Raw genomic sequence first — 14,958 nt, forward strand, 5'->3', positions numbered from 1 at the left:
TGTGTCAGACGGGCCCCGAGCACAGGGCCGATGCGTCAGTGGCCCTCGCATCCAGGTGCCAGCTCCGTATGGGCTGGCACCTGGAGCGTGGCCCCCCCCGGGCGTGGCGACGGTGAGTGAGCAGCGGTCACGCTCCCGCGATCCACGCGAGCATGTAGGCGCGCGAGTTGCCGTCGTCGATGACGTCGTCAGGCAGCGACTGCGCGGCCTCCCACGCCTGGGCGCGCTGGTTGTCGCCGGCGAGGGCCAGGTACATGAGCAGGTAGTCGCCAAACTGCACGTCGTAGCCGTCGGGGGCTGCCTCGGCCACAGAGCCCACAATCTGATCGGCGGGCACCGCGCCCAGGGTGGCGGCGGCCATCGGGGGCACGGGGATCAACTCGATACCGAGCATGGCGGCCGGCTCGGGTGAGAACCAGGTTGCATAGTCACGCTTGGCGCCCCACTCGAGGGCGACGATCGAGTGCTCGTATTCGGGGAAGTCGGTGAGGTCGGGCGCGAGCCACAGCCGCGCGGCCGCATCGGCCTCGGCCGACAGGAGCCAGGTCGCGCGCTGCTCGAGTGCCTCGTCCGCCCGCACCGCCGCCCACAGTGCCACGCCGTTCCATGCGGAAACGGCCTCGGAGCTGGACTCTTGGTTGTTGCCGTCCGCGAAGGGCACGTAGCCCGACGCCCACGAGTGCCCGGCGACCGGGTCGAACACCCGGATAGGCGGCAGTGCAGTGTCTCCCCGCCCCGCGATGTCGAGCGCGACCAGGTCGAACACCGGCCCGATCTCGTCGGCGAGGGCCGGATCGCGCTCGCCCGCGATGGCCGCGGCGTACAGGAGGTAGCCGTAGTGGAAGTGGTGGTCGTTGAACTCTTCTGAACCAAACGAGGGGGTGTGGCCTGCGACGCCCTTGATGACGGGGTCGTAGGTGAAACACCGCGCATCTTCGTTCTCGCAACGCTCCGGGTCGCCCCACATCTTCAGTTCAGTGGCAAGGGTGTCCTGAAGCGATGCTGCGGTGGCGTCCTCGCCGAGCGCCTCGGCCACGAGCAGCAAATTGGCGATCCGGTACAGCGCCTTGCCGCCAAAGTAGGTGTCCGCGGGCAGCGGCTCGAGCGAGGCGGCCTCGAGAAGCAAGGCCTCGCGCACCGCTTCCGTCTCGCTGTCGCTGAGCGCTGACACGTCGAGGGTGCCCGCAGGCGAGACGAGTGGCACGCTCCACTGCACCGTGTCGCTCGCGCACACGGCGAACTCGCCATCGATCGTGGCGTAGGTGCCCAGGTCGCAGGTGAGCCCCGCCGCCTCTGCGCGCGCTGTGGGCATGGTGACGACCGTCGAGGTGCCGTAGCCCACCGAGGTGACCGCCGCATCGGCCGTGACCGTGCCCTCCCAGGTGCGAGCGGACGCGACTTCGCCGAGCGCCTGGGCAAAGTCCACGGCGTTGCCGTCCTCGGGGACGGCGAACAGTTGCAGCGAGCCGCCGGCCTCCAACGCGGCAGTGGAGCCGTCGAACGTGCCTGAGTGGACCACGGCGCCGTAGACGGACGAGCCCACGCTCGCGGTCCACACGCCGTCTTCCGCTTCCGTGAAGGGCACAGACAGAGACACGTCGACCGCGCCCGCGGCGCTCACGCCCGCGACCGGCCAGCCTTGTGCGAGCTCGAGCGACGCCTCGCCCCAGGACAGGGACGCGCCCACAGGATCGGCCGCCACGACCTCGCCCAGACCGCTCGCTCCCGCGATCGTGACCGTGACGTCATCCATCGCGGGGGCGAGAATCGCATCGGCCGATGCGGTGGGCACGGTCAGGCCCATCGAGAAGCCGCCGTCGATGGGCCGCACGGACAACGGCTTGGGGAACACGGGCAGGGAGCCTTCGCCGAAGACCAACGACGAGTACCAGCGGTTGGTGGGCGGGGTCACGTCCTCGGCCAAGCGCATGGTCGGCACCTCCCCGCCGCGCTCGGGGAGCAGCCCCACGTCGGCGGGTGCAGTGCTGACGGTGGGCGTCGAGCCCGCTGCGGCCGCGGGAGCCGCGGGGTCGTCGTCGCACCCGGCGATCAAGGCGAGCGCGAAGGCTCCGGACAGGGCGGTCAAGGTGGCCTTCATGTCACAATCCAATCTTGGTCGCGAAGTCCGTGACGGCGTCATTCACCCCCGCGAGAGGGCCGTCGTCACGCAGTTCGAGCGTGGCATCGAGCGGCGTCCCCGGCTTGACCAGGTTGTTGGAGTCGCCCTCGACCAACTCGACCGAGTCGACCCGCGCGGTCACGTGCGCGGAGCCGTCGATGGTCTCGACGGTGATGTCGCTCACGTTGCCGGTGAGGGTGGTCTGGTCGGGAAGGCGCAGTTCGACAGTGGCGCCGTCCTCGATGCGCCCAAAGTCGCGGGCGGTGAGGATGAACTCGGCCTCGGCGAACAGCGAACCCTCACGGTTGATGGTCGCCAGCACGTCTCCGGTGCCCACGTAGGTGCCGTCCGTTGCGGGCCCGTCGGCGACGGTGCCACTCGCGTTGGCGCGCACCACGTAGGTGCCGTCCTCGCGTACCTGGGCGAGGTCGGCGGACACGGCACCGAGCTCGAGGTCCCGCAGCAACTGAAGGCTCTCGATGACGTACATGCGCTGGCCCTCGACCACCTGGTCGCCCGCCTGGACATAGGACTCGGTGATGATGCCGCCGTAGTCGGAGCCCACCGCCGCCTCTTGGGATGCGATGGTTGCGGAGGTGCTGAGCACCTGGGTCTGGCGCTGATTGAAGATGAGCGTGGAGCCGGCCACGATCAGGAGGACCACGAGCATCCCGAGCAGCAGCTTGAATCGGTTTCCCCAAGTCATGACGACACCTCGTCTCGGTCGGTGGGTTCTTGCCGGTGGGGTTCGTCGCCGCGCAGCGAGCGCCTGGTGACGGTGCCGGGGCCGTCGCCCCGGGGATCGGTGGTGGCGAGCACGGGCTCCCATGGAAGGGCCGATGCGCCGGTTGCCGTGCCTACCAGTGCTGGCTCCCGTACTGGCGGGGTGAGCCAGGGGTCGGTCGTGGTCGCAGGGTCAGTGGTGGTCGCAGGGCCAGCGGGCAGGGCGGGTGACACCGGTGACGCCGGTGGGCTCGATGCCGCGGGCCGAGCGACTACGGTGCGTGGTGCCAGCGGCGGCTCAGCAAGGGGAGCGGGCGGCGGCGATAGCGGCCGTCCCTTGCGCAGCGCCCGCGCCTCTCGCCTGGCCGCGTTGATGAACGCGCCCATGATGACCGTGTTGGTGACATTCCACGCGGTTGCGAGGGTGAACACCCCGTTGTCGACGTCGCGCCAGATCGCCACGGCGCTCGTCAGCAGCAGGAACTCGAAGAACAAGATCTGGGGAACGATGAAGTTGTAGGGGGAGCGGCCGCGGGCCGTTCCCGTTGACTGCCAGCCCACGTCCTTGCCGGTGAAGGCGTTGAGGAACGCCTTGGCGTAGATGGGGAAACTGACGGAGGCGAGCGTCAGCGTCTCCCACCGGAAGGACCCGAGTGTGTACCAGGCCAGCACAATCTGCATCAGATAGAAGCCCGCGTAGTAGATCACCCAGGTGAGCACGGTGATGGACAGGTTCATGGGCCGCAGGTCGAAGTAGATCTCGAGCGGTGGGACGAGCAGCAGGAGCAGCGGGCAGATGCCCGTGAGGTAGAACGACGCCGTCACGAAGTACTGGATGCGCTGGTCGGTGGTGAGCTTGCGGTTGACCAGCGGGTTGGCGGTCATGAGGATCTCGAAGCCGCCGGTTGCCCATCGGAGCTGCTGCTTGGAGTACGCCTCGATGGTCTCGGGTGCCTCGCCCACTGCGAGCACGGTCGGGATGAACACGGACTTCCAGCCGCGTTCGTGCAGCCGCAGCGACGTCCACACGTCCTCGGACTTGGAGTCGGTGTTGATACCGCCCACATCGTCGACCGCGGCACGGCGGAACAACACGTTGGTGCCCACGCAGAACGCCGCGTTGAAGCGGTTGCGTCCCGGCTGAATAAAGCGGTAGAACACCGCCTGCATGTAGGCCGCGCCGCGCGCGACCGTCGTGTGCAGGTTCGAGTAGGTCTGGGGCGTCTGCACGAACGCGACCTTGGGGTCCACCATGAACGGCACGGTTTCAAGCAAGAAGGTGGGGTCGGGGACAAAGTCGGCGTCGAAGATCGCGAAGTAGTCGCCCTTGGCGAGCGTGAGCGCGTGGTTGACGTTGCCAGCCTTCGCGCCGCCAGAGCTGAGCCTGCGCACGTAGCGCGCGCCAAGCTCGGCGGCCATGTCCCGCACCTCGTCGGACTTGCCGTCGTCGAGAATCCACACCCGGTGGCGGCCGTGCATTGCGAGTGCGGCCGTGGCGGTGGTGCGGATCACGTCCACGTCCTCGCCGTAGACGGTAATGAACACGTCGACTTCCACGCGGCGGTCGTCGATCTGCATGGGCCAGGTGTGGCGCTCGCCTTGGCGCGCCCGCCCAAATAGCGCGTCGCGAGCGCGGTAGTAGGCGAAGTCACGGGGGTTCTGGCCTCCACTGAGGATGGTCCACATCGCCAGCAGCGCGTGGAACACGAGTACCGACTCCGCGGCGATGACCATGAGCCACGGCAGCAGGTCGCCTCGGTTGTCGGGGTTGAGCAGGAACGCGGAGTACACGAGGATGCCGATGGTGCTGACGAGCACCAACAGGATCATGACCGGCGACTGGCCGCCGGCCGGTTCGCGATCAGGGGAGACGTGCGTGCTCATGAGGGCACCTCCGGACGCTGACAAATCCTTGGTCGGTCAATGACGGATCGACGGCGTCGGCGGTGGCGCGGGAGCGCCCTGCGTGCGTCGAGCCCCGGAGGGCTCTCAAGCGCCAGAGTACGAACGAGTGTCTGAGTTGTCCAGAGTTGTCTGAGAGGCTCGTCTGAACGTCAGATGACGCCCAGCGAGCCTGTGACCGGGCTCAGGAGGTGTGGATGCCGCACTCCGTCTTGCCCTGGCCAGACCAGCGACCGGCACGTGCGTCCTCGCCAGGCAGCACCTTGCGCGTGCACGGTGCACAGCCGATGCTCGGGTAGCCCTGGGCGACCAGCGGGTTGCGGGGGAGGTCGTGTTGCACCTGGTAGCGCTCCACATCGTCGTCGTCCCACAGTGCCAGCGGGTTGATCTTGACCAGGCCGTGCTTGGCGTCCCAACTGACCACCGGCATCTCGGAGCGCGTCACCGCGTCCACCCTGCGTGCGCCGGTCACCCACGCGTCGTAGCCCTGGAGGGCTCGGGCGAGCGGATCGACCTTGCGCATAAAGCAGCACAGGTTGGGATCGCGAGCGAACAGCTCCGCGCCAAACTCGGCATCCTGCTCCGCGACGCTCTGGCGCGGGGTGACGTCGACGATGGTGATGGGGAAGGCCGCTGCGGCCTCGTCCCGCGTGGCGACCGTCTCCGGGAAGTGGTAGCCGGTCTCGAGGAATAGTACGTCGACGCCCTCGAGACGGGTCCCGAACAGGTGCGGCAGGATCGTGTCCTGCATCGACGACGCGACTCCCAGTCGCTTGCCGAAGGTCGCGACGGCCCAGTCCGCCACGTGAGCCGCCGACGCCGACTCGAGCAGGCCGTTGACCTGCGCGCAGGTCTCGGCGTTCCACTCGGACGGGTTCAGCGCCGTCAGCGCGAAACTGCCTGGCAACGCCGGCAAGGAAGGGAGCGTCATCGGATCAGCGCCTCCTCCGCACGGAAGGCCCAGTCGGCGAAGGTCTCGTCGGGGCTGGTGCGGTCCTCGAGGTAGTTGGTGGTCACGCGCGCGACGTACTCGGGCATGCCCTTCTCCGTGACCTTGTGGGCGCGGATCTTGCGACCAAAGTCGTTGTCCTCGCCGCGGCCCAGGCGTCCACCCAGGTGCACCTGGAAGCCGGGAACCTGCTCGCCGGAGTCCTCGTCGAGCACCAACTGGCCCTTGAAGCCAATGTCCGCCACCTGCACGCGGGCGCACGAGTTGGGGCAGCCGTTGACGTGCACCGTGATGGGGGAGTCCAGCGTGGGGAACTTCTCGTCGAGCACCTTGACCACCTCGCGGGCGGTCTGCTTGGTCTCCACGATCGCGAGCTTGCAGTACTCGATGCCGGTGCAGGCCATGACGTTGCGGTGGAACTCGCCGGGCTCGCTCTCGAGCTCAAGAGCGCGCAGGCCGTTGACCACATCGTTGACCTTGTCCTCAGGCACGTCCAGGATCACGATCTTCTGCAGTGGCGTGAGGCGAATACGGTCAGAACCCGCGGCCTCAGCGATGTCCGCGATCTGCTGGATCTTGGTCCCCGAGACGCGGCCGGCGATGGGGGCGACGCCCACGTAGAAGTTGCCGTCCTTTTGACGGTGGATGCCCACGTGGTCGCCACGGTCGCCGGGCTTGCCAATCTTGGGCGCGGGGCCCTTGGGAAGCTCGTATCCCAGGTAGTCGTCCTGCAGCACCTGGAGGAACTTCTCGGCTCCCCAAGCCTTCACCACGAACTTGAGGCGGGCACGCGTGCGCAGGCGGCGGTAGCCGTGGTCGCGGAAGATGCTGATGACGCCCTTCCATACCTCGTGCGCGATCTCCGGCTTGACGAACACTCCCAGGCGGACACCCAGCATCGGGTTGACGGACAGGCCGCCGCCCACCCACAGGTCGTAGCCGACTCCGAGTTCGGGGTGCTCGACGGCGCAGAACGCGACGTCCTGGACTTCGTGCAGGATGTCGGGGATGGGCTGCCCGGTGAAGGCGGTCTTGAACTTGCGCGGCAGGTTCGAGAACTCGGGGTCGCCAATGTAGCGCTCGATGATGTCGCGCATCTGGGGCGTGGGGTCAATGAGCTCGTCCTCGGACACGCCCGCCAGCGGCGAGGCGAGGATCACGCGCGGCACGTCGCCGCAGGCCTCGGTGGAGTGCAGGCCCACGGCCTCGATGCGGCGGAAGATCTCGGGAACGTCCTCGACGCGGATCCAGTGGAGCTGAATGTTCTGGCGGTCGGACACGTCGGCGGTCTCGCGGGCGAACTCCGTGGAGATCTCGCCAATGGTGCGCGCCTGCTCCACGGACAACTGGCCGCCGTCGGAGCGCACGCGCAGCATGAAGTACTCGTCGTCGAGCTGGTGCGGCTCGAGGATCGCGGTCTTGCCGCCGTCGATGCCCTGGCGGCGCTGCGTGTACAAGCCCCACCAACGAAAGCGGCCGCGCAGGTCGCCGGGAGGGATCGACCAGAAGCCCCACTTCGAGTAGAGGTTCTCGATGCGCCCGCGCACCTCGAGCGGGTCACCTGCGGCCTTCATCTCCTCGTTGGGGTTCAGCGGCGTGCGGTCGCCCGCCGCCCACTGGCCGTCCTTGGACGCGGTGTTCTTGCGCTGGGCTGCCTCGCGGGTGCGGATCAGGCGCGCCTCTTCGCGGTGGCGGCGGCGCTCCTCGGCCTCGGCGATCTCCTGGGGAGTGCGCGCATCGGCCGCAGTGGTGGCATCGGTGTCGGTCACCGAGGTCTCCTCGACATTTCTGGAGGGCTCTCGGCCAGTCAAGCGCTGCTGGTTCGCGCTCGGTGGCCGAGCGCCCAGGGGCTACGTGGGACGTATCCGCGGGCGGTCAGGCCGACAGACACATGGCACAGCAGACACAGCACATCACGGATGCGCGCGAAATCTGCTGGTGGGCCACCCGGCAAGTGTGCCATACGGCCCACGTCATGGGAAGAGTGGGTCCATAGGCTGGCGTCAGCAGGTCGAGGAGGTTGTATGGATGCGCATGCCCGTGTGGACGTCGCCCAGGTGCTGTCGCATCTGGATCGCTTGCAGGCCGACGGCGCCGGTCCGGATGCCGTGCGGGCGGTGCTGACGGACGCCATCGCTCGCGCTCAGGCCGCCGGCGACGCGCCGGCTCTACTGACGCTTCACAACGAGGCGGCGGGCTTTCACCGCTCCATCTCCGAGCACGACCACGCCCTCGAATCGGCCGATGCGGCGCTCGCCCTGATCGCCCAACTGGGCTTGGCGGGCAGCGAGGCCGAGGCCACCACGCTCATCAACGTCGCCACCGCGCAGCGGGCAGCCGGTCGCACGGCCGATGCGCGGGCCACTTACGCTCGTGCGCTCGCCGTGGGTGAGGCGTTGTGGGATCCCGCAGACCGTCGGCGGGCCGCGCTGCACAACAATCTCTCGCTCGCGCTGGCCGACGCGGGCGAGTACGCCGCGGCGCTCGCTGAGCAACGTGCCGCGATCGCAGTCCTCGAGCGTGCGTCCGTGGACCCCGAGCGCGACATCGACATCGCCATGACTCACGTCAACCTCGCGACCACGGCGTCGATGGCCGGCGACGCGGATGCGCAAGAAATGCACGCCGAACGTGCCGTCACGATCTTTGCCGCCGCCGGATCCGACGACGACCCGCACGCGGCCGCGGCGCAGGTCGCGTATGCCGAGGTGCTGTTGGCACGCGGGCGGGTGGCCGATGCGGTGGCCGCGCTCGAGGGAGCGCTCGCTGTCGTGGGTCGCGCCTACGGCGAGGGGTCCGAGGCGTACCGCATCACGGCCGACAACCTCGAGGTGGCCCGCGCCGCCGCTCGAACTGCGAACCGGCCTGCGGCCGACACGCAGGCGCAGGCGGCCTCGGATGCCGATGCACCGGCGCGTCGCGGTGCCGAGCGGTTCGCAGTTCGAGGAGGAGCGAGGGTAGCGGGGGTGGCGCGGGAGCCGCACGTCCCTGGTCTGGTGCTCGCGAGGCACCTGTGGGAGCAACAGGTACGGCCGATGCTCGCCGAGCGCTATCCGGAACACGTCGCCAGGATCGCGGCCGGGCTCGTGGGGCACGGCTCAGAGGCCTACGGCTTTGACGATGCGCTCAGTGCGGATCACGACTTTGGCGTAGGCCTGTGCCTGTGGCTGACCGCCCAGGACCATGCGGAGGTCGGCGAGGCCCTCCAGCGCGACTACGAGCAACTTCTCGCAGGTGCACCGGGCGCGCGTCCTGCGCTCGCGGCCCACGGTCAGCGCCGTCACGGGGTGTTCGAGGTGGGCGAGTTCTTCACCTCGATCACCGGCATGCCGCGTGCGCCTCGCGCCGATCAACCTCACCTGTGGCTCGCACTGGACGAGCCCACGCTCGCCGCCGCCACCAACGGCGAGGTGTTCGCGGACCCGCTCGGGGCCTTCGGTGGTGCCCGGGGTTCGTTCCAGCGCATGCCCGAGGACGTGCGTCTGACTCACCTGTCCCGGCGGCTGGGCATGATGGCTCAGGCAGGCCAGTACAACGTGCCGCGCATGCTCGAGCGCGGTGACGGCGAAGCCGCTTTCCTCGCAGTCGGGGAGTTCGTGCGCGCCGCGGCCTCGGCCGTCTTCCTGCTCAATCGCCCCGCCGTGGCGGGCTATCTTCCCTACTACAAGTGGCAATTCGCGGCTCTGCGACGGCTCGCCGCCAAGCCCCTAGCGCGCCTTCCCCAGGTCCATGGCGAGTTGACCGCGGTGATGCGTGTCGCATCGGCCGCCTGCCTGGGAGGCGAGCCCTTTGGTGAAGGTGGCAAGGGTGCGGGGCCAGCCGCACAGGCGCTTGCCGACCGCATCGAGGCCGTGTGTGGCGCGGTGGCCGACGAGTTGCGCGCGCAAGGGCTGTCGGAGCAGAGCTCGGGATTCCTCGAACATCATCGGCCTGAGCTGAGTGCGCGCATCGGCGACGCGTGGCTCAGGCAGCAGTAGCGAACCCAGGAGGCACGCCATGGACACCCAAGAGTTGGCCGCGCGGCTCGACGCCGCAGAGGCGATCGTCAAGCACGAGTTCGCCCAGTTCGACCGCGTCGACAACGAGGGCGGCCGCGCCGCGTGCCAGGACAACTGGCCCACCTTCCGCGCCCAGCGCCTGAGCCAGTTCCTCACCTGGCCGCTGGACCTGCTCGGGTCGTACGCCCGCGACCTCGACGACGCAGACGCCACGGGGCGCAACCTGCTGACCGAGAAGTACGCGCGGATGATGGCCTCGACCGAGCCCGAGCGCTTTGCGCGCGACCTCGAGCCTCATCTGCCAGCCCTCACCGCTGAGCGGGCCGCGCTGCAGGAGCGGGTGATTGCCCAGCAGGTGCAGTGGGCGGGCGACTTCCACGCGCGGTATCCGCTTTTGGGTGCGGGGATGCGCACCCTGCGCACGTCCCAGGACACCCTCGCAGACACCTCGTTCGAGACGTACCTGCGCGGCGAACTGTCCACCTACTCGGAGCGCACGATGGCCGGATATGCGCGCCTGATCGACCACGTGGCCGCGCGCGGCGAGAACCTCACCGAGCTCACTGTCACGCTCACCGTGAGACTGTCGGGCTTCGACGGATTGGCCGATGCGGAGGCCGCCCAGGCGGGCTGACCCACGAGGCCGCGGGAGGCGCTCTCCCCGAAAGCGGGTCTTTTTCTCGCCCGAATCGTGTGTCTATACTCTGGTGCCGTTGCGCTCGGGCGGGCCGTGCGCGCCGCCTCCCACCGACGAAGTGAGACTTCTGTGACCACCGAACGACCGTTGCGCGTCGCCATCATTGGCGCCGGGCCGGCCGGCACTTACGCTGCCGATATCCTGTCCAAGACCGACCTGAATGTGTCGATCGACATCATTGAGCGTCTTCCTGCGCCGTTCGGCCTGGTGCGTTACGGCGTGGCCCCTGACCACCCGCGTATTAAGCAGATTATTGTCGCGCTCGCCAATGTTCTTGGCCGCGGCGACATTCGCCTCCTGGCGAATGTCAACATTGGCACCGACCTCACCCTTGAGGACCTGCGTGAGCACTACGACGCGGTCATCTTCGCGACCGGCGCCTTCAAGGACTCCGACCTCAACATCCCTGGTATCGAACTTGAGGGTTCGTACGGTGCCGCGGACTTCGTGAGCTGGTTTGACGGCCACCCCGACGTGCCCCGCACGTGGCCGCTGAACGCCAAGGAGATCGCGATCTTTGGCGTGGGAAATGTCGCGCTCGACGTCGCGCGAGTGCTCGCCAAGCACCCCAAGGACATTGCTGTCACCGAGATTCCCGACAACGTCCTCGAGGGCCTTTCGCAGTCGCCCGTCACCGACGTTCACGTGTTTGGCCGTCGCGGCCCCGCGCAGGTGAAGTTCTCCCCGCTCGAACTGCGTGAGCTCGGCCACGTCCCCGACGTCGACGTCGTCGTCTACCCCGAGACCGACTACGAGTTCGACGAGGCCTCGATGGAGATCGCGGAGAACAACAAGCAGCAGAAGCAGGTCGTCAAGACGCTGACGGACTACGCGCTCAAGGAGCCCGGCACCGCCTCGCGCCGCATCCACCTGCACTTCCTCCAGAGCCCCCACGAGGTGCTGGGCGAGGACGGCAAGGTCGTGGGTGTGCGCATGGAGCGCACCGCGCTTCAGGGCGACGGCACCGTCAAGGGCACGGGCGAGTTCATCGACTACCCGGTACAGGCCGTGTACCGCGCGGTGGGCTACTACGGCACCGAGATCGAGGGTGTGCCGTTCGACCACTCGAAGGGCACCATCGCCAACGAGGCGGGCCGCGTTGTTGACGGCGGCAACCACGTCCCCGGCTTCTACACGACCGGCTGGATCAAGCGCGGACCCGTGGGCCTCATCGGCCACACCAAGTCCGACGCTCAGGAGACCATCGCGAAGATCGTCGAGGACGCCCCGCGCCTGTACGCCGAGACGACGGCCGGTGCCGAGCAGCTCAGCCCCGACAACCTGCTGCGTCTGCTGCGTTCGCGCGACGTGCCCGTGGTGCAGTGGCACGACTGGGAGCTGCTCGACGCCCACGAGCGCGCCCTGGGCGAGGCCGACGGACGCGAGCGCATCAAGGTGGTCCCCCGCGAGGAGATGACCGACATCGCATTGGGTCGCGTGCGCGAGCAGGCCTAACCAGACACGACGAAGGCCGGCGCCGGGAGCATTCCCGGCGCCGGCCTTCGTGCGTCCTACGGACGGTGGGCCGATGCGCGTGCTGGCGTGCGCATCGGCCCTACCGGCCGTTACAGAAGGGAGCGGTAGAGCGCCTCGATCTCCTCGACGGTGGCGCTGCGCGGGTTGCCGCCCGAGCACACGTCGTCGAACGCGGCCTGCGCGAGTGCCGGGAGGTCCTCTTCCTTGGCGCCGATGGCGGTGATGGTCGTGGGGTTGCCCAGGTCGCGGGTGAGCTGAGCGACGGCCTCCACGGCCGCGGTGCGGGCCTCGTCGAGCGGCATGGTGTGGGCGTCGGCCACCCCGAAGGCGGCGGCGATGTCGCGGTACTTCTCACCCGAGTTCTGGGCGTTGAACGCCATGAGCGGAGCGAGGAGCACGCCGTTGGCCACGCCGTGAGGTGCGGAGTAGAAGGCGCCCAGCGGATGGGCCATGCCGTGGACCAGGCCCAGCCCGACGTTGGAGTAGCCCATGCCGGCCACGTACTGGCCCAGTGCCATGCGGTCGGCCGCCTCGGCGTCGCCGTCGGCCGCTGCCGCGAGCGAAGAGGCGATCACCTGGATGGCCTTGAGGTGGAACAGGTCGGACAGCTCCCATGCGCCTGCGGTGGTGTAGCCCTCGATGGCGTGCGTGAGGGCGTCCAGGCCGGTGGCAACCTTGAGTGAGCGCGGGGCGGTGGCCATCATCTCCGAGTCCACGACCGCGAGGATCGGGATGTCGTGCGGGTCGGCGCACACGAACTTACGCTGACGCTCGACGTCGGTGATGACGTAGTTGATGGTGGTCTCGGAGGCGGTGCCGGCCGTGGTGGGCACCGCGATGATCGGCACGGCGCGGTTCGGGGTGTCGGCGGCGCCCTCGAGCGAGCGCACGTCGGCGAACTCGGGGTTGGCGACGATGATGCCCACGGCCTTGGAGGTGTCCTGGGGTGAGCCGCCGCCGATGGCGAGCAGCACATCGGCGCCCGAGGCCTTGAAGGCGGCGACGCCAGCCTGGACGTTCTCGATGGGCGGGTTGGGCAACACGTCAGAGAAGACCTCGTAGGCGATGCCGGCCTTGTCGAGCAGGTCGGTCACACGCGCGGCGACGCCGGTCTCGAGCAGCACGGGGTCGGTCACGACGAGGGCCTTGGTGAAGCCGCGCTTGGTGATCTCACCGGGGATCACGCTGATGCTTCCGGCTCCGAAGTGGGCGGTCTGGTTCCAGATCATGCGGTACGTCATCATTGCTCCTTCGCGTGGTTGAGACGTTTCAACTTCTATTCGACCACCGTGTCGAGCGCTCCGCCTGTGCCCAACGTCCCGCTGGGGAACTGACCTGCGCGACCGACCGTTTCCCATGCGCAAGAATGGCTCCGGAGGTCTCGTGGGAAAGCGCTATTTCAATGGTCTGAAGACCGGTGGTCTGTTCATCATCCTGTGGGTGGTGCTCTTGGGCATCGGATCGTTCGTGGGCAACGGCCAGTACATCTGGATGTTCGCCGCGTTCGGCTTGTTCGGCACCTTCTATGGGTACTGGAACTCGGACAAGCTCGCGATCCGTGCCATGCATGCGCGCCCCGTGACGGAGGTCGAGCAGCCGGCGATGTATCGGATCGTCCGCCAGTTGTCCGCCGAGGCGAACCAGCCCATGCCGCAGCTGTACGTGTCGCCCACAGAGGCGCCCAACGCCTTTGCGACGGGCCGCAACCCGCAAAATGCCGCCGTGTGCTGCACCGAGGGGATCCTGCGCCTGCTCGACGAGCGCGAACTGCGCGGCGTGCTCGGCCACGAGCTCATGCACGTGTACAACCGCGACATCCTCATTGGTTCCGTCGCGGCGGCCTTCGCCGGAATGATCACGGCGGTTGCCCAGATGCTGTTCTTCTTTGGCGGCGGGGGCAACAACCGCGATAACCCGTTCGGGCCCTTCGCGATGCTCGCCATGATGCTGCTCGCTCCCATCGCCGCGAGCCTCATCCGCATGGCCATCTCTCGCACCCGCGAATACGACGCGGACGAGGACGGCGCCTCGCTCACGGGCGATCCGCTCGCCCTGGCCAGCGCGCTGCGCAAGCTCGAGCGCGGCACCGCCGCGCGCCCCTTGCCGCAGGATCCCAAGCTGGAGACCGTCTCCCACATGATGATCGCCAACCCCTTCAGCGGCGCTGGCATGGCCAAGTTGTTCGCGACGCACCCGCCTATGGACGAGCGCATCGGCCGTCTCGAGGAGATGGCCCGTCGCAACGGCCAGCACTTCTAGGCCGACGAACCTCGGGTCGCTGGGAGGCGCGCGCCGCGCGCCCGGCTAGAGGGGCAGCGTCAGCAGGAAGCCGAGCAGGAGCAGGGTGAGTACCACCTCGACCATGCCGATGACCGGGGCCTTCATGCGCTCGCGGCGGGGCAACACGATGGTGCGCACGAGCATGAGCGCGAACGGGATCGCGAGCCACGCACTCATGAGCGTCGCCGCGGCCAGCGCCGCCACGTGATACCCGGTCGAGATCGTGCGCTGGCGGCTCGACCCGTACTCGCGGATCATGGCCTTCACGTGAAAGACGGTGCCCGCGAGGTACAGCCACGTCACTGCTGCGACCGTGATGCCCTCGGTCCACGGCTCGTGGGCCGTCACCGGGACGATCATGGCCATCATCGAGGCCATCGTGACCGAGGCCAGGCCGTTGAGCATCGAGCGCTCGTTGCCCCACTTGCTATAGGCCGCGTTGACGGCGATGAACACCGCGAAGGCAGGGGCGAACCAGATGAGCGTGGGGCGCAGGGCCAACACCGGCAGCAGGCATGCCGCGCTGATCGCCCCGTAGGTGAGCACCTGGTGCTTGACGCGTGCCCAGCGGCCCGTCTTGACCCACAACAGCGCGTGGTGCGACATAAGCCAGCCGGTGAGCCAGCCCAGGAGTAGCGGCACTTGCAGCCAGTCGAGCCCGTACCTCAGTCCGGCGAGGTAGGGCAGCAGCAGCATGGCCCACACCCCGTGCTGGGGTGGGATCCATGAGCGGAGGGAGCGCGAGCGTGAGCGGGCGCGGGCGGTCCGGGGTCGGTCCGCGGTGGCTCCGCCGCGTGGTGCGACGGAGGCCACG

General features: G+C 68.4%; 11 protein-coding genes. 4 read left to right on the plus strand and 7 right to left on the minus strand.

Features of this window, described 5'->3' with window-relative positions:
* Positions 1-127: 127 nt before the first annotated feature.
* The 5 genes from ACK5NO_RS08190 to ACK5NO_RS08210 form a co-directional block, all read right to left on the minus strand.
* A complete protein-coding gene (locus tag ACK5NO_RS08190; RefSeq protein WP_416812176.1) occupies positions 128-2,098 on the minus strand; it encodes a glycosyl hydrolase in 1,971 nt (656 codons plus the stop codon).
* Position 2,099: 1 nt separating this feature from the next.
* Complete coding sequence (locus ACK5NO_RS08195; protein WP_416812177.1) at positions 2,100-2,825, minus strand: HlyD family efflux transporter periplasmic adaptor subunit; 726 nt, start codon at positions 2,823-2,825, stop codon at positions 2,100-2,102.
* Complete coding sequence (locus ACK5NO_RS08200; RefSeq protein WP_416812178.1) at positions 2,822-4,726, minus strand: glycosyltransferase family 2 protein; 1,905 nt, start codon at positions 4,724-4,726, stop codon at positions 2,822-2,824. The genes ACK5NO_RS08195 and ACK5NO_RS08200 overlap by 4 nt, the downstream gene beginning before the upstream one ends.
* 202 nt (positions 4,727-4,928) lie before the next feature.
* Positions 4,929-5,675 carry a phosphoadenylyl-sulfate reductase gene (locus ACK5NO_RS08205; protein ID WP_416812179.1) on the minus strand — a complete coding sequence of 249 codons (747 nt, stop codon included), beginning with the start codon at positions 5,673-5,675 and terminating at the stop codon, positions 4,929-4,931.
* Positions 5,672-7,462, minus strand: a complete 1,791-nt coding sequence (locus tag ACK5NO_RS08210) for a nitrite/sulfite reductase (RefSeq protein WP_416812180.1) — start codon at positions 7,460-7,462, stop codon at positions 5,672-5,674. Before ACK5NO_RS08210 ends, ACK5NO_RS08205 begins: the two co-directional genes overlap by 4 nt.
* A gap of 255 nt (positions 7,463-7,717) precedes the next feature.
* Between ACK5NO_RS08210 and ACK5NO_RS08215 the strand changes: the two genes are divergently transcribed.
* From ACK5NO_RS08215 to ACK5NO_RS08225, 3 genes are all read left to right on the plus strand, one after another.
* Complete coding sequence (locus ACK5NO_RS08215; protein WP_416812181.1) at positions 7,718-9,670, plus strand: DUF4037 domain-containing protein; 1,953 nt, start codon at positions 7,718-7,720, stop codon at positions 9,668-9,670.
* 19 nt (positions 9,671-9,689) lie between these two features.
* Positions 9,690-10,325 carry a DUF4125 family protein gene (locus ACK5NO_RS08220; RefSeq protein WP_416812182.1) on the plus strand — a complete coding sequence of 212 codons (636 nt, stop codon included), beginning with the start codon at positions 9,690-9,692 and terminating at the stop codon, positions 10,323-10,325.
* A 132-nt stretch (positions 10,326-10,457) separates the two neighbouring features.
* Complete coding sequence (locus ACK5NO_RS08225) at positions 10,458-11,843, plus strand: FAD-dependent oxidoreductase (protein ID WP_416812183.1); 1,386 nt, start codon at positions 10,458-10,460, stop codon at positions 11,841-11,843.
* Between the two features lie 110 nt (positions 11,844-11,953).
* On the opposite strand, the gene fucO is transcribed toward ACK5NO_RS08225, so the two are convergent.
* The gene (gene fucO, locus ACK5NO_RS08230) at positions 11,954-13,105 is read right to left on the minus strand and encodes a lactaldehyde reductase (protein WP_416812184.1); all 1,152 of its coding nucleotides are present in this window, start codon (positions 13,103-13,105) and stop codon (positions 11,954-11,956) included.
* Positions 13,106-13,220: 115 nt separating this feature from the next.
* Between fucO and htpX the strand changes: the two genes are divergently transcribed.
* Positions 13,221-14,123, plus strand: a complete 903-nt coding sequence (gene htpX, locus ACK5NO_RS08235) for a zinc metalloprotease HtpX (RefSeq protein ID WP_416812185.1) — start codon at positions 13,221-13,223, stop codon at positions 14,121-14,123.
* Positions 14,124-14,168: 45 nt separating this feature from the next.
* Here the strand turns inward: htpX and ACK5NO_RS08240 are convergent, their stop codons facing one another.
* On the minus strand, positions 14,169-14,957 hold the full coding sequence (locus ACK5NO_RS08240; protein WP_416812186.1) for a YwiC-like family protein: 789 nt from the start codon (positions 14,955-14,957) through the stop codon (positions 14,169-14,171).
* Position 14,958: the final 1 nt, after the last annotated feature.

The sequence above is a fragment of the Demequina sp. genome, assembly GCF_047975725.1.
Taxonomy (GTDB): Bacteria; Actinomycetota; Actinomycetes; order Actinomycetales; family Demequinaceae; genus Demequina.

Coding starts and splice junctions, on each gene's coding strand:
- ACK5NO_RS08190 (WP_416812176.1), bottom strand. CDS start 2,098: ATGAAGGCCACCTTGACCGCCCTGTCCGGAGCCTTCGCGCTCGCCTTG.
- ACK5NO_RS08195 (WP_416812177.1), bottom strand. CDS start 2,825: ATGACTTGGGGAAACCGATTCAAGCTGCTGCTCGGGATGCTCGTGGTC.
- ACK5NO_RS08200 (WP_416812178.1), bottom strand. CDS start 4,726: ATGAGCACGCACGTCTCCCCTGATCGCGAACCGGCCGGCGGCCAGTCG.
- ACK5NO_RS08205 (WP_416812179.1), bottom strand. CDS start 5,675: ATGACGCTCCCTTCCTTGCCGGCGTTGCCAGGCAGTTTCGCGCTGACG.
- ACK5NO_RS08215 (WP_416812181.1), top strand. CDS start 7,718: ATGGATGCGCATGCCCGTGTGGACGTCGCCCAGGTGCTGTCGCATCTG.
- ACK5NO_RS08220 (WP_416812182.1), top strand. CDS start 9,690: ATGGACACCCAAGAGTTGGCCGCGCGGCTCGACGCCGCAGAGGCGATC.
- fucO (WP_416812184.1), bottom strand. CDS start 13,105: ATGACGTACCGCATGATCTGGAACCAGACCGCCCACTTCGGAGCCGGA.
- htpX (WP_416812185.1), top strand. CDS start 13,221: ATGCGCAAGAATGGCTCCGGAGGTCTCGTGGGAAAGCGCTATTTCAAT.